This is a genomic window from Caminicella sporogenes DSM 14501, assembly GCF_900142285.1.
In the GTDB taxonomy this organism is placed as follows: domain Bacteria; phylum Bacillota; class Clostridia; order Peptostreptococcales; family Caminicellaceae; genus Caminicella; species Caminicella sporogenes.
Window position 1 is genome coordinate 1 of record NZ_FRAJ01000010.1, and the last position, 22,493, is coordinate 22,493.

24 protein-coding genes are annotated in these 22,493 nt (G+C 28.7%); all 24 read left to right on the forward strand.

Features of this window, described 5'->3' with window-relative positions:
• On the forward strand, positions 1 to 292 hold a 292-nt coding region (locus tag BUA90_RS06600; RefSeq protein WP_143146272.1), incomplete at its 5' end, for an integrase core domain-containing protein.
• A gap of 266 nt (positions 293 to 558) precedes the next feature.
• Entirely contained in the window at positions 559 to 2,784 is a 2,226-nt protein-coding gene (recD2, locus tag BUA90_RS06605) for an SF1B family DNA helicase RecD2 (RefSeq protein ID WP_072966862.1), read from the forward strand.
• 65 nt (positions 2,785 to 2,849) lie between these two features.
• Positions 2,850 to 3,593: a ComF family protein gene (locus tag BUA90_RS06610; RefSeq protein ID WP_072966864.1), complete on the forward strand. Its 744-nt coding sequence runs from the start codon at positions 2,850 to 2,852 to the stop codon at positions 3,591 to 3,593.
• Between the two features lie 77 nt (positions 3,594 to 3,670).
• Positions 3,671 to 4,084 carry a TIGR03826 family flagellar region protein gene (locus BUA90_RS06615; protein ID WP_072966865.1) on the forward strand — a complete coding sequence of 138 codons (414 nt, stop codon included), beginning with the start codon at positions 3,671 to 3,673 and terminating at the stop codon, positions 4,082 to 4,084.
• 72 nt (positions 4,085 to 4,156) lie between these two features.
• Positions 4,157 to 4,447, forward strand: coding sequence for a flagellar biosynthesis anti-sigma factor FlgM (flgM, locus tag BUA90_RS06620; RefSeq protein ID WP_072966867.1), 291 nt, complete (start codon positions 4,157 to 4,159; stop codon positions 4,445 to 4,447).
• Positions 4,448 to 4,541: 94 nt separating this feature from the next.
• The gene (locus BUA90_RS06625; RefSeq protein WP_072966869.1) at positions 4,542 to 5,042 is read left to right on the forward strand and encodes a flagellar protein FlgN; all 501 of its coding nucleotides are present in this window, start codon (positions 4,542 to 4,544) and stop codon (positions 5,040 to 5,042) included.
• Positions 5,043 to 5,155: 113 nt separating this feature from the next.
• Positions 5,156 to 6,790 carry a flagellar hook-associated protein FlgK gene (gene flgK / locus BUA90_RS06630; RefSeq protein WP_242945060.1) on the forward strand — a complete coding sequence of 545 codons (1,635 nt, stop codon included), beginning with the start codon at positions 5,156 to 5,158 and terminating at the stop codon, positions 6,788 to 6,790.
• A 28-nt stretch (positions 6,791 to 6,818) separates the two neighbouring features.
• Positions 6,819 to 7,772: a flagellar hook-associated protein FlgL gene (gene flgL, locus BUA90_RS06635; RefSeq protein WP_072966873.1), complete on the forward strand. Its 954-nt coding sequence runs from the start codon at positions 6,819 to 6,821 to the stop codon at positions 7,770 to 7,772.
• An 85-nt stretch (positions 7,773 to 7,857) separates the two neighbouring features.
• Positions 7,858 to 8,217 carry a four helix bundle protein gene (locus tag BUA90_RS06640; RefSeq protein WP_072966875.1) on the forward strand — a complete coding sequence of 120 codons (360 nt, stop codon included), beginning with the start codon at positions 7,858 to 7,860 and terminating at the stop codon, positions 8,215 to 8,217.
• Between the two features lie 58 nt (positions 8,218 to 8,275).
• Positions 8,276 to 8,839: a DUF6470 family protein gene (locus tag BUA90_RS06645; RefSeq protein ID WP_072966877.1), complete on the forward strand. Its 564-nt coding sequence runs from the start codon at positions 8,276 to 8,278 to the stop codon at positions 8,837 to 8,839.
• Positions 8,840 to 8,955: 116 nt separating this feature from the next.
• Positions 8,956 to 9,399, forward strand: a complete 444-nt coding sequence (gene fliW / locus BUA90_RS06650; protein WP_072966879.1) for a flagellar assembly protein FliW — start codon at positions 8,956 to 8,958, stop codon at positions 9,397 to 9,399.
• A gap of 95 nt (positions 9,400 to 9,494) precedes the next feature.
• Complete coding sequence (locus BUA90_RS06655; RefSeq protein ID WP_072966881.1) at positions 9,495 to 10,097, forward strand: IS607 family transposase; 603 nt, start codon at positions 9,495 to 9,497, stop codon at positions 10,095 to 10,097.
• Positions 10,090 to 11,529 carry an RNA-guided endonuclease TnpB family protein gene (locus BUA90_RS06660; protein ID WP_072966883.1) on the forward strand — a complete coding sequence of 480 codons (1,440 nt, stop codon included), beginning with the start codon at positions 10,090 to 10,092 and terminating at the stop codon, positions 11,527 to 11,529. The genes BUA90_RS06655 and BUA90_RS06660 overlap by 8 nt, the downstream gene beginning before the upstream one ends.
• A gap of 96 nt (positions 11,530 to 11,625) precedes the next feature.
• A complete protein-coding gene (gene csrA / locus BUA90_RS06665) occupies positions 11,626 to 11,850 on the forward strand; it encodes a carbon storage regulator CsrA (RefSeq protein ID WP_072966885.1) in 225 nt (74 codons plus the stop codon).
• A gap of 172 nt (positions 11,851 to 12,022) precedes the next feature.
• Positions 12,023 to 12,568 (forward strand): hypothetical protein, encoded by a 546-nt coding sequence (locus tag BUA90_RS06670; protein WP_072966887.1) that lies wholly within the window; start codon positions 12,023 to 12,025, stop codon positions 12,566 to 12,568.
• A 220-nt stretch (positions 12,569 to 12,788) separates the two neighbouring features.
• Complete coding sequence (locus BUA90_RS06675; protein ID WP_072966889.1) at positions 12,789 to 13,607, forward strand: flagellin N-terminal helical domain-containing protein; 819 nt, start codon at positions 12,789 to 12,791, stop codon at positions 13,605 to 13,607.
• Between the two features lie 119 nt (positions 13,608 to 13,726).
• Positions 13,727 to 15,595, forward strand: coding sequence for a motility associated factor glycosyltransferase family protein (locus BUA90_RS06680; RefSeq protein ID WP_072966891.1), 1,869 nt, complete (start codon positions 13,727 to 13,729; stop codon positions 15,593 to 15,595).
• Positions 15,592 to 15,948 carry a DUF8042 domain-containing protein gene (locus tag BUA90_RS06685; protein WP_094756775.1) on the forward strand — a complete coding sequence of 119 codons (357 nt, stop codon included), beginning with the start codon at positions 15,592 to 15,594 and terminating at the stop codon, positions 15,946 to 15,948. The genes BUA90_RS06680 and BUA90_RS06685 overlap by 4 nt, the downstream gene beginning before the upstream one ends.
• A 3-nt stretch (positions 15,949 to 15,951) precedes the next feature.
• The gene (locus BUA90_RS06690; RefSeq protein ID WP_072966893.1) at positions 15,952 to 17,295 is read left to right on the forward strand and encodes a motility associated factor glycosyltransferase family protein; all 1,344 of its coding nucleotides are present in this window, start codon (positions 15,952 to 15,954) and stop codon (positions 17,293 to 17,295) included.
• Between the two features lie 125 nt (positions 17,296 to 17,420).
• A complete protein-coding gene (gene neuB / locus BUA90_RS06695) occupies positions 17,421 to 18,458 on the forward strand; it encodes an N-acetylneuraminate synthase (RefSeq protein WP_072966895.1) in 1,038 nt (345 codons plus the stop codon).
• A gap of 11 nt (positions 18,459 to 18,469) precedes the next feature.
• Entirely contained in the window at positions 18,470 to 19,633 is a 1,164-nt protein-coding gene (gene neuC, locus BUA90_RS06700) for a UDP-N-acetylglucosamine 2-epimerase (protein ID WP_072966897.1), read from the forward strand.
• 14 nt (positions 19,634 to 19,647) lie between these two features.
• A complete protein-coding gene (locus BUA90_RS06705; RefSeq protein ID WP_072966899.1) occupies positions 19,648 to 20,349 on the forward strand; it encodes an acylneuraminate cytidylyltransferase family protein in 702 nt (233 codons plus the stop codon).
• A 48-nt stretch (positions 20,350 to 20,397) separates the two neighbouring features.
• The gene (locus BUA90_RS06710; RefSeq protein WP_094756776.1) at positions 20,398 to 21,363 is read left to right on the forward strand and encodes a polysaccharide deacetylase family protein; all 966 of its coding nucleotides are present in this window, start codon (positions 20,398 to 20,400) and stop codon (positions 21,361 to 21,363) included.
• Between the two features lie 80 nt (positions 21,364 to 21,443).
• Positions 21,444 to 22,493, forward strand: coding sequence for a hypothetical protein (locus BUA90_RS06715; RefSeq protein ID WP_072966901.1), 1,050 nt, complete (start codon positions 21,444 to 21,446; stop codon positions 22,491 to 22,493).

The following is a 22,493-nucleotide window of genomic DNA, read 5'->3' on the forward strand; positions in this document are numbered from 1 at the left end:
AAGTAATATATTCAAATATACTTGTGAAAAACTTAATATGCATCATGAGCAAATTCCTGTTAAGACACCAAATAAGAATGCTCATATTGAATCTTTTCATAACCTGCTTCAGAATGAATGCTTAAAATATTTTAGTTTTACAAGTTTCAAAGAAGCTTATAAAGAAGTTGTGAAATATATTGATTACTATAATAATACAAGAATTCATTCAGCTATTGGTTATATGACACCTATGGAATTTTATAGAGAAAACTCAAGCAATATTAAGAAAAAGTTAGTTGTTAGAGTTTAATTGTCCAAATTTAAGGGGTCAAACCGAGAATTAAAAGACCTTAGAGAATCTTTTTCCTGTTACCTGTAACCTTGCTGATAATTCAGTTAGTAGTTAGTAGCAAGTAGTTAGTGGCGAAGAATTTTTTACTACTAACAACTAACTATTAAAAAAAGTTTTAAAGACCTAAAAAACTAACTTTAAAGATGCTGAGAGCTGAGAACCGATAACTGATAACAGCTGAGAGATGAGAACTGAGAGCTAATTTGTATATTTGGGAGGAAATTATGTCTGTTGAGATAAAAGGGGTCGTAAAAGAAATAGTTTTTAAAAATGAAGAAAATGGGTATGTTGTTGCAGATGTAGATACAGACGATGGAGAAATAACTGTAGTAGGATATATTCCCATTATCAATGTAGGAGAAACTATGTCTTTTACAGGAAATTTTACTATTCATCCTATTTATGGAAAACAGCTTCAAGTAGTCAGCAGTAAACAAATCATGCCTTCAACTTTAGAAGGTATTATAAGCTATTTGAGTTCTGGACTTATTAAGGGAATAGGACCTAAAATGGCTGAGCGTATAGTAAAAAAGTTTGGAAAAGATAGTTTAGATGTTATTCAATATAGACCACACCTTCTTACTCAAGTAAACGGTATAGGAGAAAAAAAGGCCAAAATTATTGCACAATCTTTTGAAGAACAAAGAGAAATAAAAGAAGTGATGCTCTTTTTACAGCAGTATGGAATATCTGTAGCGTATGCCATGAAAATATATAAAAAATACAGGGATAATACAATAGAATATATTAGGGAAAATCCCTACAGATTAGCTGATGATATAACTGGGATAGGATTTAAGATGGCAGATAGTATTGCAAAGAAGATGGGAGTAGACCCTGAATCACCTTATAGAATAATGTGTGGAATAAAATTTGTTTTAAATCAGTATAGTTTAGAAGGACATACTTTTGCTAAAAAAAATGAACTTATAGAAAGAGCTTCAAATATATTGTCTGTGGATAAAGAGTTAGTAGAAGGCGGAATAAATACCCTTACCATAAATGGAGAAATTCATCAAGAAGATATTGATGGAGAAATAGCAGTATTTTCTATGGCATTTTACTATGCTGAAACAGGAGTATGCAAAAAAATAATAGAACTTGCAAATACAAAATTTGATGATATAGATATAGATTTAGATGAGGAAATAAGTAGAATAGAAAAAGAAAGTAATATAGCATTAGCTGAAAAACAAAAACTTGCTATAAAGGAATCAGTAAAAAATGGAGTAACTGTTATAACTGGGGGACCGGGAACGGGTAAAACTACAACGGTAAATAGTATAATAAAAATCTTTGAAAAGATGAATTTAGATATAGCTTTAGCTGCTCCAACAGGCAGAGCAGCTAAAAGACTTACAGAAACTACCGGTAGAGAAGCTAAGACAATTCACAGACTTTTAGAATATTCGTTTAGTGAAGATGGAATTGGTATGAGATTTATAAAAGATGGAGATGAGCCACTTACAGCTGATGTCATAATCGTAGATGAAGTATCCATGATAGATATACTTTTGATGTATCATTTACTAAAAGCTGTTATGCCAGGAACAAGATTAATATTAGTAGGTGATGTTGACCAGCTTCCATCAGTAGGACCCGGAAATGTGCTTCATGACATTATAGGAAGTGAAATCGTAAAAGTTGTAAAGTTAACTGAAATATTCAGACAGGCTGAGGAGAGTATGATAGTCGTAAATGCACATAAAATAAATAAGGGACTAAAACCGATATTAAATGCAAAGGGAAAAGATTTTTATTTTATTTCAAAAAGAAATCAAGATGATATTTTAAATACAATTAAAGAGCTTTGTTTAAAAAGACTTCCCAATTTTAGCAATTGTGACCCCATTAAAGATATACAAGTACTAACTCCCATGAAAAATAGTAAGATAGGAACTATAAATTTAAATTGTGAGCTTCAAGATATACTAAATCCTAAAGCAGTGCACAAAAAGGAAAAGAAAATAGGAGAAAGACTATTTAGAGTAGGCGATAAAGTCATGCAGGTCAAAAATAATTACAATATTAAATGGAAAAGTAAAGATAATTTAAGGGAAGGCGAAGGCATTTTTAATGGAGATATAGGATATGTTTGTGATATAGATGAAGAACTAAAAATTTTGACAGTTTTATATGATGATGAAAAATATGTAGAGTATGATTTTGCGGGATTAGACGAGATAGAACTGGCATATTCCATTACAATCCATAAAAGTCAGGGTAGTGAATTTCCAATAGTAGTTATGCCGGTGAGTTGGGCTCCACCAATGTTACTTAATAGAAATCTATTATACACAGCAGTAACAAGAGCAAAAGAATTAGTGGTATTAGTTGGAGCAGAAAAATATTTATATATGATGATAAAGAATAAAAGAGATATGAATAGAAATTCAGGATTAAAATATAGATTTAAAAGAATTGTTGAAGTTTATAATCAAGCATTTTGATAATCAATAATGAAACAGGTATTTAGGTTGGAATTTATTTTACCACTATATATGGAGTTAGTTTTATGAGGAAAAATATTATTTTTGAATATATAGATATATTTTTAAACTTCATATTTCCAAGAAATATATACTGCATACTTTGTAATAGACCAATTGATAGAGATAGAAAGTATTCATTGTGTGATAGATGTTTTAAGAATATTAGATTTATAAGAGGAAAGACATGTACAAAATGCGGAAAGCCATTAAATGAGTTCTATATGTATGATAATTGTCCTGAATGTATGAATAATGAATTTTATTTTACTAAAGCTGTGTCTTGTGTAGAATATGATGATATTTCTAAAAAAATTATTTATGAACTTAAATACAATAAAAAAAGATATATTTCTTATCATATGGCAGAAATTATGGCTGACAAATTTAAAGAGAGTTTTTCACAAAATATAGATGTAATTATGCCTGTTCCTCTGCATAAATCAAGAGAAAGAGAGAGAACATTTAATCAGGCTTATTTGATATCAAAATATTTAGCACGAATGATAGACAAAAGTGTAGATAACAAATCTTTGGTGAGAGTAAAAAATACGAAGATTCAAAATAAGCTTACAAAAGAGGAAAGAAAAAGCAATTTAGAAAAAGCTTTTAAAGTTGTTAACGCTTTAAATGTAGATGGAAAAATTATTTTACTTGTAGATGATATATTTACAACTGGACTGACAGCTGATAGATGCAGCAGAGTTTTAATAGAAAGTGGTGCTTTAAAAGTATATGTTTTGACATTTGCTACAGGTAGAAATACATAACAAAAAATTTGAAATTAGCAAAATTATGCTATAATTTATATAATACAGGAAAATATAAGGGTTTAGGAGTGATTAAATTGGATATAAGAAATTGTAAAGAGTGTGGAAAACTTTTTCAATATGATGGAATAAGTAAATTATGTTATAGTTGTAGAAAAAAAGATGAAGAAGATTTTAAACGGGTTAAAGATTATATTTATGACAATACAGGTGCTACTATAACAGAAGTTTCTGAAGCAACCGGAGTATCAGAAGATAAGATACTGCGCTATCTTAGAGAAGGAAGGCTTGAAATAGTTGGAGAAAACCCGGGGCTTGTGCTTGACTGCGAGAGATGCGGAAGAGCTATAAGGACAGGCAGATATTGTGAAGAATGTGCTAGAGAAATAGAAAAAGAGCTTAGGAGCGGATTTGAAAGACCTGTAAAGAGAGTAAAAACGGAAAAAGACAGAGATAGAATGCATATAGCTAGTTTTAAAAAGAGAACATAAAATAAATTTTAAACAAAACCCTCATTTCTGCCGATACTATAAATAGTAATATCGGAGGAATGAGGTGTTTTTATGAAAATATTTAGTAATATTAACGTTCAAAAAGTAATGGGTGCATATAAAAGTAAAATGAATAAAACAGAAAAAGTAAATAAATCTGCTATGAGAAAAGATAAAGTAGAAATATCTGAAAAAGCAAAAGATTTTCAAATAGCGATGAATGCATTTAACAATCTTTCAGGTATAAGAAGTGAAAAGGTAGAAGATATTAAAAAAGCTATTGCTTTAGGAACGTACAATCCAAAGGCTAAAGAGGTAGTAGACAAGATGTTTGAAAGAGTTAATTTTGATAGAAAAGTCTAAAAAGACGACTAATAATGAATAGGCAGATATTTATAGTTATTCATTATTTATATTAGACTTCAACATTTGTTTGAAGTTTTCGGGGGTTGGTTAGATGAATAAGTCTGTTGAGCAGTTGATACTTACTTTGAATAAAGAATATGATGTGTATGCAGAAGTATTAAAATTGGCAAAAAAGAAGAAGAAAGTTATTATAGAAGGTAAAGTTAAAGAGCTTGACAGTATTACGGGGAAAGAACAAGTTATGATAGTTACATTAGGTAAACTTGAAAAAATAAGGGAATCTATAGTAAATAACATTATAAAAGAAATGGAAATAAAAGATGAAATTGAAAATATTACCGAACTTGTAGAATATTTTGATGATGAAGAAAGAGAAAAAGTACTTGAAATAAGAAAAAAACTTGTAGAAATTTTAGATGAAGTAAAAAAAGAAAATAATTTAAACAGTGAACTTATAAAACAGTCTTTAGAATATATTGAATTTAATAAAAATCTTTTAATGACATTAAACAATCAAGGTGTTACATATGGAGCAAATGCTGATGAAAAAGATGTAAAGGTAAAGACAAATTTGTTTGATATGAAGGTTTAGGAGTTAGATAGTAGTTAGTGGTTAGTAGTTAGTGGGTAGGAGTGTTGCTGTCAGTTAGTATATACGGATTTGTTTAAAAATGCAATTTAGAATTTAGGTAAGGTGGGATGAGAATGGGTTCTTTTTTTGGTTTTAATATAGCTCGTTCAGGGCTCTTTGCAAGTCAAAGAGCTTTAAATGTAACTGCACATAACGTTGCAAATGCAAATACTGAAGGATACAGTCGTCAAAGACTTAATGTTGTTCAGTCTACTCCACTTTCACTTCCTCAAGGACAGGGGATGATAGGCTCCGGAGTAGATACTGCTGGTATAGAGCAGATAAGAGATGAATTTTTAGATTTTAAAATCAGACAGGAAATGACAACCAATGGAGAATGGGAAGCAAGAGCAGAAGCTTTAAAGCATATAGAAGCAATTTTTAATGAACCATCAGAGAGCGGAATAAGAAAAGTAATGGATGAATTTTTTGCCTCATTGCATGAATTGAGCAAAAATCCCGATAACCTTACAGCTAGGGCAGAGGTAAGACAGAGAGGTATAGCTCTGACTGAAACTTTAAACCATATGTATACACAGCTTCAAAACTTACAGGCAAATACAGATTTTGCCATAGAGACGACTGTAAATCAAATAAATGGATATGCTCAGCAGATAGCTTCTTTAAATGAACAAATTTATAAATATGAATTAGACGGAAATAAAGCTAATGACTTGAGAGACCAGAGAAATTTGCTCATTGATAAGCTTTCAGAGTTAGTAAATATTGATGTGTATGAAGCACCTATTCCGGGAAGCAATAATTTATCTAAAATTAGCATTACTATAAATGGTGATGTATTAGTTTCTCATACAAAATATAATCAGATAAAAATGGAAAGAAGGACAGAGCTAAACAATTATTGTGATGCTCCAAATCTGCTTAATTTAAAATGGGAAAATGAAGAACCTTTAAGAGTCAGTTCAGGAAAACTTAAAGGACTATTAGATATGCGTGACAATATAAGTGGAAGTGAAAAAGGTATACCGTACTATATGGATAAACTTAACAGATTTACTACAGTATTTGCAGCTAGATTTAATATGCAGCATGGAAAAGGATATGGACTATCTGGTGCAGGTAATCATAATCAATTTTTTAATGGACCTGTTTTTGATTTTGCAAAGTTTCCAGAAAATGGGTTTGAAGAGCTTAAAGATTTAAATGATGTAAAAGGTGCATCAGATGAAGACACAATAAATAATTTTGAAGAAAAGAATCCAAATAAGACCATATTTAAAATTAAAGACAGTTTAGGAAATGACCATTGGTATATAGCAGACATCATTAAAGCAGATGAAATAAGCATATCAAAAGATATAGAAGATTTAAACAAAATTGCTGCTGCAAAATATGATGATGGAAGCGGAAATGGACTAGCTGGTGATGGCAGTAATGCCGAGGCTCTTATAGAGCTTAGACATGACGTAGATATGTTTACATGGGGTAGTCCTGAAGACTTCTTTAAATCAGCTATTTCAAACCTCGGAGTAGATGCTAATGAAGCTGTTAGAATGTCAGAAAATCAAAAAGTACTTATTCAGCAGATAGACAATAAAAGAAAATCTATATCGGGAGTATCATTAGATGAAGAAATGACTAATATGGTAAAATTTCAACATTCATATAATGCCAATGCTCGAATGATAACGGCTATAGATGAGATGCTCGATAGAATTATAAATGGTATGGGACATGTAGGGCGTTAACATAAGTAGGTAAAGGAGGGGAAAAGATATGAGAATTACTAACTCAATGATTACAAGTACAATGCTTTTGAATTTAAATAGAAACTTAAATAAATTAGATAAATGGAATAAGCAGATGGCTACGGGCAAAAAATTTGCAATGCCTTCTGATGACCCGATAGGAGTATCAAAGAGCTTAGAGCTTAGGTCAGTAGTATCAGAGATACAGCAGTATAAAAAGAATGCAAAAGATGCAAAATCATGGCTTGAAATTACGGAATCAGCAGTACAAGAGGTAGGAGATATACTTCAGAGAGCAAGGGAATTGGCAGTAAGTGCAGATGGGGTTGAAACTCCGGAAGATAAACAGAAAATTCAGGTTGAAATAGAACAGCTTAAAAAACAGCTTATAAAGATTGCAAATACTACTTATGCAGGTAAAAATATCTTTTCGGGATATAAAACTGATAAACCACTTCTGGGTTCTGATGGAGAGTATTTGATTGACAGTAAAGATTCAGAACTTATAAAATATCAAATAGGCGTTCATGAAGAAATAAATGTAAATACACTAGGTCATAAATTATTTGGAATAACAACAGAAAGTGGAGTGCCATATACTACACTTGACAATTTAGATACAAATGAAGCAGTTTCTGGAACTCATTATGCTCAGCTTATAAAAGTTTTTGATGATTTTAGTGATGCATTAAAAAATAATGATGAAGGGAGAATTCAGAAAACTTTATCAAGGATTGATATATATCTAGAAAATGTTCTCAGTATTCGTGGAGAAATAGGAGCTAAAATGAATAGGATGGAAATGACTTTAAGTAGACTTGATAAAGATGAACTTAATTTTACTGAATTGCTTTCTAAAAATGAAGATGCAGACATGGCAGAAGTCATAATGAATATGAAAATGGATGAAAGCGTATACAGAGCTTCACTATCTATAGGTGCCAAAGTCATACAACCAACACTTGTAGATTTTATAAGATAAAAGCTTTGCTTTTATCTTATAAAATCTAGTTATTAACAAGCAATGAATAATTAATAATGAATAAATGAAAAATTTGGAGTGGAATATGAAAAAAAGTATTATTAATGATAAATCTTATAAGTTTGCTTTAAGAGTGGTTAAATTATATAAATATCTTATTGATGTAAATAAAGAGTATGTTATTTCAAAGCAAATTTTACGTTCTGGAACAAGTATTGGAGCTAATGTTGAAGAGGCATATTATGCTCAAAGCAAAAAAGATTTCATATCTAAAATGTCAATTGCTTTGAAAGAAGCAGCTGAGACTAAATATTGGCTTAGATTATTAAAAGATAGTAATTCAATAAAAAATAATAAAAAAGTTGATAATTTAATATTGGAATGCGAAGAAATTATTAAAATTTTGACATCTATATTAAACACAGCAAAGAAAAAAAGTACTTAATTTACCTATTAATTATTCATTATTAATTATTAATTAAAAACTTAAGAGGGTGGTCTCAGTGATTAGAATAACCTCTCTCCCTGCTCTTATAGGAATAAATACTACTCCTGCAAAACTAGAGATTACTCAGCCTAAAGCAGATGTTGATATGCACACAGAACTTCCCAAAGTTGAGATGCATACAGAGCAAGTCAAAGTACAAATAGACCAGTATCAGTGCTTTGCTGAAGCTGGACTTAAAAACTACTTAGATTTAACTAAAGATACTGCTCAATTTGCAAGACAGGCATTACTGCAGGGAATAGAAAGAATTGTAAGACAGGGAAATGAATTGGCTGCTATAGAAAATGAAGCTGACCCTATACCGGTACAATCTGAAGAAAATGCTTTTGAATTGTTTAATAAAGATTACAACATAGAAACTATACCTAAGAGCAGACCTAAAATAGATTTTAAAGGCGGAACAGTAGATATAAAAGTACACGAAGGAAAAACAGACATAGATGTAAAAGTAAACAAACCTCAAATAAACTATATACCCGGAAAAGTTGAAATATATCTAAGGCAAAAAAACAGCATAAATATCGAATATATCGGAGAAAAAATAAACACAATAGTTTAAGTAATAATTAATAGTGAATAATGAATAAGTAAAGAAATTAAGGATTTTAAACAGAATATATAAAAAACTTATTCATTATTAATTATTCATTAATAAATTCAAGGGGGAATTTGACTGTGAAGTTAATTACTCGCCATTTTGGTGAAATAGAAATAGATGAAAGTGAAATAATAGATTTTCCCGATGGAATTTTGGGATTTGAAGATGTGAAAAAATATGTTTTAATAAATAATCCTGACCCTGAAGTACCTTTCCAGTGGCTTCAATCAGTAGATGAACCCAGTTTAGCTTTTGTTATAACAAATCCCTTTCTATTCAAATCAGATTATGAATTTGATATTCCGCAGAATGTATTAAAAAAATTAGAGATAGAAGAAACTGAAGATGTAGCAGTATATTCTATAGCAGTTGTTCCAGATGATATAAAAGATATGACGATTAATTTAAGAGGTCCTGTAATTATAAATGTAAAAAAGAAAAAAGCAAAGCAGATAGTACTTGATAAAGAAGAATACAGCCTTAAATATAAAATATTTGAAAATGCAAAAAGAGCAGGGTAGGGGAGGCAAATTAACTATTAAAAATATTTATAAAAACATATAAAAACCTCAAAATAATTATAGATTTATATTATAATTATTTTGAGGTGATGAAATTGAAATACTATACCATAGGAGAATTTGCCAAATTAATTGGCAAGACACAGCAAACTTTAAGAAATTGGGATAAAACAGGGAAACTAAAACCTTCTTTTATCACAGAAGGTGGACACAGAATGTATAGTCAAGAACAATTAAATTTAATTTTAGGTATTAATCCTAAAAAAAGAATAACAGTAGGTTATTGCAGGGTATCAAGCAATAAACAAAAAGATGATTTAGAAAGACAAATACAATATGTTCGTGAATATATGATTGCAAAAGGATATCAGTTTGAAATAATAACTGATATTGGAAGTGGAATAAATTATAACAAAAAAGGATTAATCAAATTAATTGATATGATTACTAATTCAGAGGTTGATAAGGTAGTTGTTTTATATAAAGACAGGTTAGTTAGATTTGGGTTTGAATTAATAGAAAATTTGTGCAAAAAATATGGTACTACTATAGAAATTATAGATAATAATCTTAAAACTGATGAACAAGAACTTGTTGAAGATATGATACAAATAATAACAGTATTTTCAGCGAAACTTCAAGGAAAGAGAGCTAATAAAGCCAAAAAACTCATTAAGGAGCTAAAAGAAAATGAGTAAATCTATAGCTGAAAGTAAAAACATAAGAACATATAAAATGAGAATAAAAGACAAAAAATTCAAATCCAAAGTTATAGATTATATCTATAAATATAGACATTTTGAAAACATGTATATAATACTCCTTAATCAAGACTATAAGCTAAGTATCGGAGATTTTAGGTTGTTAACTAACTATGAAATAATGAGAGCGCTATTTAGAAGAACTACTCCGAAAAAGCTAGAAGAAAAACTAACTTATATCAGAAATAAATATAAAAGACATCAAATAATGAATGACTTAATAAAACTATCTAAAGACCTTAAAATTCATAATTTAGTAGAAATAATGAAAAGAGTTAAAGCTGAATATAAAGGATTTTTTAGCAAAAGAAAAAATGGAGATTATAAAGCAAGACCACCAAAACCTAAAAAGCTGTCAAAACTAACAAACTATACAATTCCATTAGATAGTTATAAAGGATTTTCATTAAAAAGAAAAAATCAGATAGGAATAAACCTTAACAATAAAATGATAATAACGTATATAAACCATAAAGAACTAGAAAAAGTAGTAGGAAATTTATCTAAAATTAAAGCAGTACATCTTAACTTTTCAAACAATGAGCTATATTTACTTTTTATATACGAGAAAGAAGAAAAAGAAATAAAAAATAAACCTTACAAAAGTGCAGGGATAGACATGGGAATAAACAATCTTTTAAGCATATATGTAGACGATAAAGAAACGCCAAGTTTAATAATAGATGGTAAAAAATATAAAACATATAATGCTAACTTTAATAGATTTATAGGGAAGTTAAATAAAGAAATATCGACTACAAAAGATAAAAACAAAAAAAGATATTTAGAAAAATATAGAACATACCTTTATGAAAAAAGAAATAGGTACTTTAATGACCAATTTCACAAGATTAGCAAAAGAGTATTAGAATATCTAGGAAAATATAAAGTAACAGAAATAATCCTATCAAATAATTTAAACAATCTAAAAAATAATGGTAAATGTAAATTAAATAAAGCTAACAAACAAAACTTCATACAAATACCATTTGGGAAGCTAATAAGGTATATAGAATACAAAGCAAAAGACTATGGAATAAAAGTAAAATATGTAGATGAAAGCTACACTTCAAAAACAAGTTCACTTACAGAAGATATAAAAATAATACAAAAGCTTCTACAATATAACCTTGATTTAACTAATGCATTGGGTGGGAAGCGAGTTAAACGAGGTTTATTCAAAGACAAAGCTATAAATAAAATAATCAATGCAGATTTAAACGGAGCGAGGAATATATGTTTACTAGGCAGTAAAAAAGCACAGCAGAAATACAAAGTAGGAGGTGAAAACCGTTGGCTTAATAAAAAGCTGTGCAATCCCATAAAAGTAGAAAGCGACTTCAAGTTATGCAGGCTTATAGCCTCATAATAGAAGTATCGGATAAGATCTATAAATCTATAAAGATTTATAGGTATGCGTTGCTTTCTATAAGGTTTTTATAGATATAAGTCAACGGGATACTGATTGCTTGTACTTACACGAAAAAAAGATGAAAGCATTATAATAGATGGAAAGATAGAAATAAAAGTAATAAGTATAGAAGAAAACAAAGTAAAGATTGGCATATCTGCTCCCAAGGATATAGAAATCCACCGTAAAGAAATATACATTCAAATACAAGAAGAAAACAGACAAGCAGCTTCAGGTAAACTAGACTTAAAAGATATTGCAAATATTTTCAAAAAATAGCTTTCCTTTTTATAGTTTGATATAATGTATATAAGAAATTAAAACTTGGATAGGTTACACTTAATTAGACAGAAAAAACTTGTACATGCATCTTATAACTCTCAATTTTTTTAAATTTTTTTAATTATCAATTTTCAATTATCAATTCTCAATTCTTTTACGGGGGGATTTCATGGAAAAAATTGAAAAATTACTAGGTGAAATTTTAGAAAATCAAAAGAAATTTGACAAAAGACTCGATGGTATAGACAAAAGACTTGATAGTATGGACGAAAGGTTCAATATTATCGACAAGAGACTTGATGGAATGGATGAAAGATTCAGCATTATCGATAAGAGACTGGATAATATGGACAAAAGATTTGACGATATGGACAAGAGGCTCGATGGTATGGATGAAAGGTTCAGTACTATCGATAAGAAACTTGACAGTATGGATAAAAGGATAGAAAAAGTGGAAGTTGAACTTACAAAACAGGGTATAATCCAAGAAAAAATGCAAAAGAATATTGAACTTCTTGTAGAAGGACATAATAACATACTAGAAACTATGGATAGGAAGTTTGAAGAAGTGAAAAAAGAATTCAATGAAAGATTGAGTGAGGTAGAATTTACTATTGCAGATTTAAGTGGAGATGTAAAATTTATCAAACATAAATCTTTTGAAAATGAAGAAAATTTATTCAAATTAAAAGAAAGTTTAAGAATTGTAAAATAAGTGAAAAAATAGTTTCTGTTGTTATTTTTATTAAACTTCTATTATATTTTAATAATTATTAGCTAAAAAAAGCTAAAGAAAATATATCCTACTGCCGATAAATATGGTGAGAATAAAAACAGCTGATTTACAGGCGGCTGATGTAAAACAGCTGTTTTAAACTAAATTTTTACGGCAAGGATGCCAAAGTGAAAAATAAAAAATTCAAGGAGGAGATTTTATGAGAATTAATCACAACTTAATGGCTTTAAATGCTCACAGACAATTAAAAATTAACAGTAGTGCTCAGTCAAAAGCATTAGAGAAATTATCTTCAGGTTATAGGATTAACAGAGCTGGGGACGATGCTGCAGGATTAGCTATCTCAGAAAAAATGAGAGCTCAAATAAGAGGTCTTAATCAAGCTTCAAGAAATGCTCAGGACAGTATTTCTTTAATTCAAACAGCTGAAGGTGCACTACAAGAAACTCAAGCAATACTTCAAAGAATGAGAGAGCTTGCAGTACAAGCAGCTAATGATACAAATGTAACTGCTGATAGAAGTGCAATAGCTCTTGAAATTAAAGAATTAGAGTCAGAAATTAATAGAATAGCTTCTCAAACAGAGTTCAACAAACAAAAATTATTGACAGGTGCATTTAGTGGTAAAGTATTCCAAATCGGAGCTAATAAGGATCAGACAATTACATTATCAATAGCAACAATGACTGCATCTGCATTAAAGATAAACAGTATAAATGTTAAAATGTCGAGTGCTGGTAGTGCTTCAGCTGCAATAGATACAATTAATAAGGCAATAGAAACTGTATCAAAAGAAAGAGCAAAACTTGGTGCAAATCAAAATAGGTTAGAGCATACAATCAAGAATTTAGATACTGCTGCTGAGAACTTGCAAGCAGCTGAATCAAGAATTAGAGATGTAGATATGGCTAAAGAAATGATGGAGTTTACTAAGCAAAATATCTTAAATCAAGCAGCTCAGGCGATGTTAGCTCAAGCTAATCAAGCACCACAGGGAGTACTTCAATTATTAAGATAATAAATATTAAAATAATAAAAACTCACGATATGATTAAAATATCGTGAGTTTTTATTATTTTTTAAAAAAAATCACAAAGTATGTCGATAATATATACAGAAGGATTTTGAGGTGATAAAATGGAGAATCAAATTTATCAGAACAATATTTCAGTTTTAAAAGAAGTTTATGGAGAGAATGTTATAGACATTCTTTCAGATGAAAGCGATGAAGAAATTATAATTGAAGAGGCTAAGGATGGAAGTTATACTTTAAAAATTATTATTGATGGGCAGTCAAAATATATAACGAGTAAGTATGCTCCGTTAAGAGAGGCAAAAAAATTTGTAGATAATATAGAAAAATATGATTATGAAACTTTATTTATAGTATTTGGAATGGGACTTGGATACCATATTTTTGAATTAAGTAAATTATTGGGTGAAAACAATAAAATACTTGTAATAGAGCCTAGTGTATCTGTTTTTAAAAAATCGATGGAGATTAATGATTGGACAGATTTGATGAAAAAAAAGAAGATTTTCTTTTTTATAGGTGAAGATATAGAAAGTATAGATCAATTCTATTATAGGCATATAAATGAATTAAATGTTAGCAATATCGAGTTTTTAGTATTTTCTCATTATGATAAATTTTTTTCTCAAATTTATAGAAAGATAGCAAAAAAATTAAAAGAGTGTATAGAAAATATTCGAGTTTCTATTTGTACATTGAAATATTTTTCTAATCAACTAAATTATAATCTTTTTAAAAACTTAAAAGAGGTTGTTAAAGGAGAAAATATTAGACTTTTAAAAGATAAATTCAAAGATATACCAGCTATTATTGTATCTGCTGGACCGTCATTAGATAAAAATATAAGGGAACTTAAAAAGGTGCAGGATAGAGCAGTAATTATTGCTGGTGGAAGAACCCTAAAACCGCTACTAGATAATGGTATAGATCCTAGTCTAGTAGTGTCATTAGATCCGGGCAGACCTGTTTATGAATTGATAAAAGATAATTTAGATAAAGAAATTCCATTAGTTACTACTGTTATATCACAAAGCGACATTATTCGTGAATATAGAGGAAAAAAATATTTTTCAAATGTTTTAGAGAGCATGGAATTAGTAAATTACTTATTGTCCAGAGAAATAGATAGGATTTCACAAGGAGGTTCTGTTGCAAATATGTCCTTGAGTCTTGCTCATTATATGGGATGCAATCCGATAATACTTGTAGGACAAGATCTTGCATACACCGATGGGAAAATTCATGCACAGAATTCTACCTATGAACTTGATGGCAATAATAAAAAACCAGATGAGGGCTTAATAGAAATAGAGGATATTTATGGAAACAGAGTTTGTACGAACACAGTATGGTTATCTTTTTTGAGGTGGTTTGAATTTTATATTCGTGAAAATCCAGAAAAAGAATATATTGATGCAACAGAAGGAGGAGCTAAAATAAATGGTACAAAGATTATGTCCCTTAAGGAAACAATAGAAAAGTATTGTACTGAGGAGATAAACATTGCAGAAAGGTTTAAAAATATAGACAGTAGTGATTCAGATGTTATTGAAAAAATTACATATTCATTAAGGAAATTGAAAGAGCTTAAAAAGAATTTAATAGAAGTCAAGAAAAAATCTATATCAGGGATTAAATTTAGTAAAAAAATGTTAGAATATTACAGAGATAATAGAGAATATGATATAAATGAAATTTTAAAGGCATTAGATGATATAGATGAAGATATTAAAAAATATAAACTTATGACTACTGGAATATATCATTTTATTTCTCCAATAATACTTCAAATATATCATAAAGAAGAATTTAGAGAAAAGATAAGTGAAACGGAAAGAGAAAGAGGTATTAGATTGGCTAAAAAGAGCTATGTATTATATGAAGGGATTAAAAATTCTATTGAACGAGTGATACCTTTAATAAGTGAATGTATAGAGGATTTTAAACAATGTGAAAGGAGCAATGGAATATGAATAAACAAAAGCAGATGCAAGAAGTGCTTAATGGGTTATATATGTATTTGGAGAGGTTAATATCTGGTATTATAAAAACGGCAGAATTGTATCAAGGTGGTAATGAAGGCAAAGCAAATGAAAATATGATTGATATTATAGATGGAATAAATTGGATTATAGAAGGTATAACAGCTACTTCTGAAATACAGAAAGAAAAAATAAATATTACAGATATGAATGAATATTTTGATGAAATAGTTCAAGCTTTTGAAAATAGTGATTATATACTTTTAAGTGATTTGCTTGAATATGAAATTGTTCCGGTTCTTAAAAATTGGAAGGAGAAAATATTTGTTTCGATTGGAGTGTAAGACATGGAATTTTTTAAGGAAAATTTAGATTTAATTAGAAAAAATGATTATATTCTATATAGAAAACTTTTAGAATTGGATATAGATAATAGAAATTATACTATAATTGAAACAAAAAATGGAAGATATACGCTTAAAGTAAGAGATTATGACGGTATAAGAGAAACAGTTACATTTCTTCATAGTAAATACAATCCTGATAGAGAAGCAGCAAATTTTGCTAAGATGCAATTTAGTGAAAAATCGAAGATTAATATTATCTATGGATTTGGACTTGGATACCATATAGAAAAAATATTAGAAATATTAGATATAGATGATATTCTTTATGTAGTAGATTTAAACTTGGAAGTATTTAAAATTGCTCTTAAACTTAATGATTTGAGGCATATTTTGTCAGATAAAAGATTAAAATTTATTATTTCAGATGATGAGAAATGGGTTGCCAAGAAAATTAAAAACTTATTATCAGATGAAAACAAATTTGTAATATATCCACCTTCTATTAAAACGATACCAAATAAATATTCATATTTTAAATTCCTTATGGAAGATTGGAACATGAAGAAGAGTGTAACAGAGAAATGGGCAGAACTTTTAAAAGATAATTTTGAAAAAAATAAAAAAATAGTTTGTGAGAACATAGGTGTGTTGTTTAATAGCTATAAGAATAAACCTATTATAATCGTTTCAGCAGGGCCTTCTTTAAATAAAAACAAATATTTGCTTAAAAAGATTAAAGGGAAAGCATTTATTTTTTCAGTAGGTTCGGCATTAAAACCTTTACTTAAGGTTGGGGTAAAACCTGATATGTTTTGTATTATAGATCCACAACCTATAACTTATAAGCAAATAGAAGGATTTGAAGATTTGGACATACCTTTAGTATTTTTAAATACGGCAAGTGCTTATACAGTTTCTAAGTATAAAGGGCCTAAGTATGTTGCAGTAAACAGAAGTTCGGAGCTGGAAAAGTCAGAATATCTAATAGATACAGGCGGTTCAGTGGCTACTGCTGTTATGGATATGGCCATAAAATTTGGAGGTAATCCTATTGTATTTATAGGACAAGATTTGGCATTTACAAACGGAGAGCACCATGCAGATGGGAATATGTATGGGGAAGAAGAAAAGGTGAAGTCTCTTCCAAACATGAGAAAAATAAGAGGACAAAATGGAGAGATTTTAGATACAACACTTGGGCTGTTAAGTTTTAAATACTGGATTGAAAATAAGATAAAAGATAATCCGCATATCGAATTTATAAATGCCACAGAGGGTGGTGCATATATAGAAGGCTGTAAACATATGAAATTACAGGAATTTATAGATAAATATATAGTTTAAATTGATTTTAGATAGTATGAATAAGAAAGTATTGATACAAAAATAATGAAGGCAGTGTTAAAAGTTTTATGAAAAATTAAAACTTTTGACAATATTAATTATATAATATTAGGGAGAGATATTATATGAATACTTTTAAGATTGGTAATAGATATATAGGAAAAGATTATCCACCTTTAGTAATAGTAGAGATAGGTATTAACCATGAAGGAAGTTTAGAAATTGCAAAAAAGATGGTTGATGCTGCTTATATGGCAGGTGCAGAAGTAATAAAACATCAAACTCATATTGTAGAAGATGAAATGAGTTTAGAAGCAAGAAAAGTTATACCAGGTAATACAAATGTATCTATTTATGATGTGATTGAAAGATGTGCACTTTCAGAAGAAGAAGAAATGGAATTAAAAGAATATGTGGAATCTAAAGGCATGATATTTTTAAGCACTCCATTTTCTAGAGCTGCTGTAAATAGATTGGAAAGAATGGGAGTATTAGCATATAAGATAGGTTCAGGAGAATGTAATAATTATCCTTTAGTTGAATATATAGCATCATTGGGTAAACCTGTAATCTTATCAACTGGTATGAATAATATTGAAAGTGTTAAGAAATCAGTAGAAATATTTAGAAAATATGACATTCCTTTTGCTTTACTTCATTGTACAAATTTATATCCTACTCCACCTCATCTTGTAAGATTAGGTGGAATGATAGAATTACAAAAAGAATTTCCAGATGCTGTTATAGGATTATCAGATCATACAGTTAACAATAATGCTTGTTTGGCAGCAACAGCATTAGGAGCATGTATATTAGAAAGGCATTTTACTGATAGTAAGGATAGATTAGGACCAGATATTATATGTTCTATGGATCCAAAAGAATTAAAAGAACTTATAGAAGGAAGTAGAGAAATTTATTTAATGCGTGGAGGGAAAAAAGAAGCTGCAAAAGAAGAGCACGTGACTATTAATTTTGCATTTGCGACAGTTGTTGCTATAAAAGATATAAAAAAAGGTGAGGTATTAACAAAAGATAATATTTGGGTTAAAAGGCCTGGAACGGGTGAAATTAAGGCTGAACATTATAATAGTTTATTAGGTAAAAAAGTAACTAGAAACATTAAATATGATGAGCATTTAAGTTGGGATGATATAGAATAGAAGGTGGGAAGATGAAAAAAATAGTTTTTTTAACAGGTACAAGAGCTGATTATGGGAAAATTAAATCATTGATGAAAAAAATAGAAGAACACAAAAAGTTTGAGTTATATATATTTGTAACTGGAATGCATCTTCTTTCAAAATACGGTTCGACATATAAAGAAATTGAGAAAGATGGATTTAAAAATATATATAAGTATATAAATCAAAAAGCTAATGCACATATGGATATAATTCTTAGCAATACAATTTTAGGTTTTAGTAATTATGTATCTGAAATAAAACCTGATATGATTGTAGTTCATGGAGACAGACTTGAAGCCCTTGCAGGAGCAATTGTAGGAGCATTTAACAATATAAAAGTTGCTCATATAGAAGGTGGAGAAGTATCAGGAACTATAGACGAGTCAATAAGACATGCAATTACCAAATTTTCACATATTCATTTTGTTGCCAATGAAGAAGCTAAAAAAAGAGTAATACAATTAGGGGAAAGAGAGGATTCAATATATATAATAGGTTCACCAGACATTGATATAATGGCGTCTGATAACCTGCCAACATTAGAATATGTAAAAGAACATTATGAAATAGATTTTGAAAATTATGCAATATTTATATATCATCCTGTAACTACAGAAGTTCATAAATTAAAAGAAAATATTAAAAACGTTGTTGATGCACTTATTAAATCTAATAAAAATTATGTTGTTATATATCCAAATAACGATGAAGGTAGTGAAATAATATTAAATGAGTATAAAAGATTCAAATATAACTCACATTTTAAAATTTTTCCATCAATTAGGTTTGAAAACTTTTTAACATTATTAAAAAATTGTGATTTTATGATAGGAAATTCAAGTGCTGGTGTTAGAGAAACAGGTGTATATGGTATACCTTCTATTGATATAGGAAATAGACAACAAGGAAGATATGATTTGAACAAGTCAAAACATATAGTTCATGTAAATAATGACTCAGTTGAGATATTAAATGCAATAAAAAATATAAATAAAATGAACGTAACTACACAATTATTATTCGGGGATGGAAAGAGTGATGAAAAATTTATTAAAATTCTAGAAAGCAGTAAAGTTTGGGAAAAACAATATCAAAAAAAATTTATTGATATATTAGATACAACAGAACTTATTAATAGTGAAACAGCATAAAAAAGGTGATGCATATGTATAAAAATAAAACTTTTTTAGCAGTTATTCCCGCTAGAAGTGGTAGCAAAGGGATACCAAATAAGAATATAGTTGATGTTAACGGGAAACCACTTATTCAATATACAATAGACGAAGCATTAAAATCAAAATATTTAGATAGGGTTATTGTATCGACAGATAGTGAAAAAATTGCTGGAGTTGCGAGAAGGTGTGGTGCAGATGTACCATTTTTAAGACCAGCAAAACTTGCATCAGATACAGCAAAAACTATAGATGTTTTAATTCATGTAATAAACAAATTGAAAAAACAAGGAGAGCAGTATGATTATTTAGTACTCCTTCAGCCTACTCAGCCTTTAAGACAAGTTTTTCATATTGATGAAGCCATAGAAAAAATAGTTGATAACAATAAATCTTCACTAGTTAGTGTATCTAAAGTTAAGGAACATCCTATATTGATGAGAACTATAAAAGAAGATGGTACTTTAGAAAAACTTTTGAAAGTAAGCAGTACAGTTAGGAGACAAGATTTTCCTGATTGTTATAAAGTAAATGGTGCTATTTATATAAATAAAATTGATAAAACATTTAATAATAACTTGAGCCTTAATGATAATAAACTTTCATATATAATGGAAGAAAAATACGATATAGATATAGATGAACCTTTAGATTTAGAAATTTTTAAAATTAAATTGAGAGAAATAAAGAGATAATTTATGAATAGATTAAATTAATATTTAGCAACCCATAGGAGGAAATTTATGTCATCAAAATTATATATTTCTATGTACCATTATGTTCGTGATTTAAAAAATAGTCGTTATCCTCGAATCAAAGGTTTAGATTATCATTTATTTAGGCAACAATTGGAATTTTTTAAACAGAATTTTAATGTAGTTACAATGGAAGAGGTTATTGCAGCTTATAAAGAAAGTTATGAGCTACCAAAATATGCACTACTACTAACATTTGATGATGGCTATATTGATCATTATTTATATGTGCTGCCAATACTAAAAGAATATGGAATGCAAGGAGCTTTTTTTGTTCCTGGGAAAGTTTTTGTAGAAAATGCTTTATTAGATGTTAATAAAATTCATTTTATTTTGGCTAGTTCTGATGTTCAAGTTTTATTGTCGAGTTTGTTTAAGAAATTGAACTATTATCGTGGGCAAGAATTTTACTTTCCCTCTAACGAAGAACTTTTTGAAAAATATGCAGTTGCAAATAGATTTGATTGCAAAGAAATTATTTTTATTAAGAGAATTCTTCAAATGGTTTTACCAGAAAGGCTTCGTTCAAAAATTGCTAGTGAGATGTTTGAAGAACATGTTGGAGTAAAGGAAGAAAATTTTGCAAAAGAACTTTATTTAAATTATGATCAGATGAAATACATGAAAAGAGAAGGAATGTATTTTGGAATTCATGGTTATGATCATTATTGGATGAATATGTTGAACTTAGATGAGTTAAAACAGGATATTACGAAAGCGTTAATATGTATGGATGAATTTGTTGATTCGAATTGTTGGGTAATAAATTATCCATATGGTTCTTATAGTGATGATGTGATTGATTATGTAAAATCTATGGGGAGTATACTTGGAGTTACTACAGATTTAGGTATTGTAGATTTAAAAACGTGTCATCCATTTAAGTTACCACGTTTGGATACAAATGATTTTCCACCAAAAAGTAATACTTATTTAAAATTTATGTATTATTAATAAATATTTATGTAAAAAATGAGATATAAAATTATTATTTTTTATATAATTTTCGATATATTTGGGAGGAAATAAGTATAATGAATAAATTTGATGAAAGATATATTATTCGGTTAGCAAATATATCAGATATTGATAATATTATGCGTTTTATTGATGAGCATTGGAAAAAAGGACATATAATGGCTCGTGATAAAGAATTATTTAAATATGAATATGCAGATGGGGATAATTTAAATTTTGTTTTAGCTATTGATAAGAATACTAAACTAATTGAAGGAATATTTGGATTTTTAAAGTGTTCAAATACAAAAGATCCTAAAAAGAAAGACATTTGGGGCAGTATATGGAAAGTAAATGATTCACACAACAACATACCATTTCTTGGAATAGAATTAGCAAAGCGAGTATTTACACTGACAAATTGTCGTACTCATATAGGTAATGGAGCAAATCCTGATACAACTATTCCATTAAGAAGGTTATTTTTTGGTGATAAAGGAGTCAAAATGAAACAGTATTATTTACTTAATCCATATATTGATGAATACAAGATTGCGGTAATAAAAAATAAAGTTAATGAGGCTACTGTTTTTATGCAAAATGGAGTAACTTTACGAGAATTTCATTCAATTGACGAAATAAAAAAATATTTTGATATAGAAAGTGTTGATGCAATTCCATATAAAGATAATTGGTATGTTAATAAGCGTTATTTTTGTCATCCATATTATAAATACAATGTATATGGATTGGAAGAAAGAACAGGAAAAATAGGGGCATTAATGATGGCGAGGGTAGTTGAATGTAATGGCAGAAAAGTATTCAGAATTGTAGATTATATTGGAAATCAAAAATTATTTGCTGGATTATCTAAAGAATTTCAAGAAATGATAAAAGATAATGGTTTTGAATATATAGATTTTTATACATATGGTTTTGATGAGGAATCGATATTAAAAGCTGGATTTAAACTTAGAACAGATGATGATCCCAATATAATTCCAAATTACTTTGAACCATTTGTACGTAAAAATATTGATATATGGGCACATTATAAACTTGATGGTACTTTATTTTTCAAAGCTGATGGTGATCAAGATAGACCGAATATAATTAGGAGTATTTAA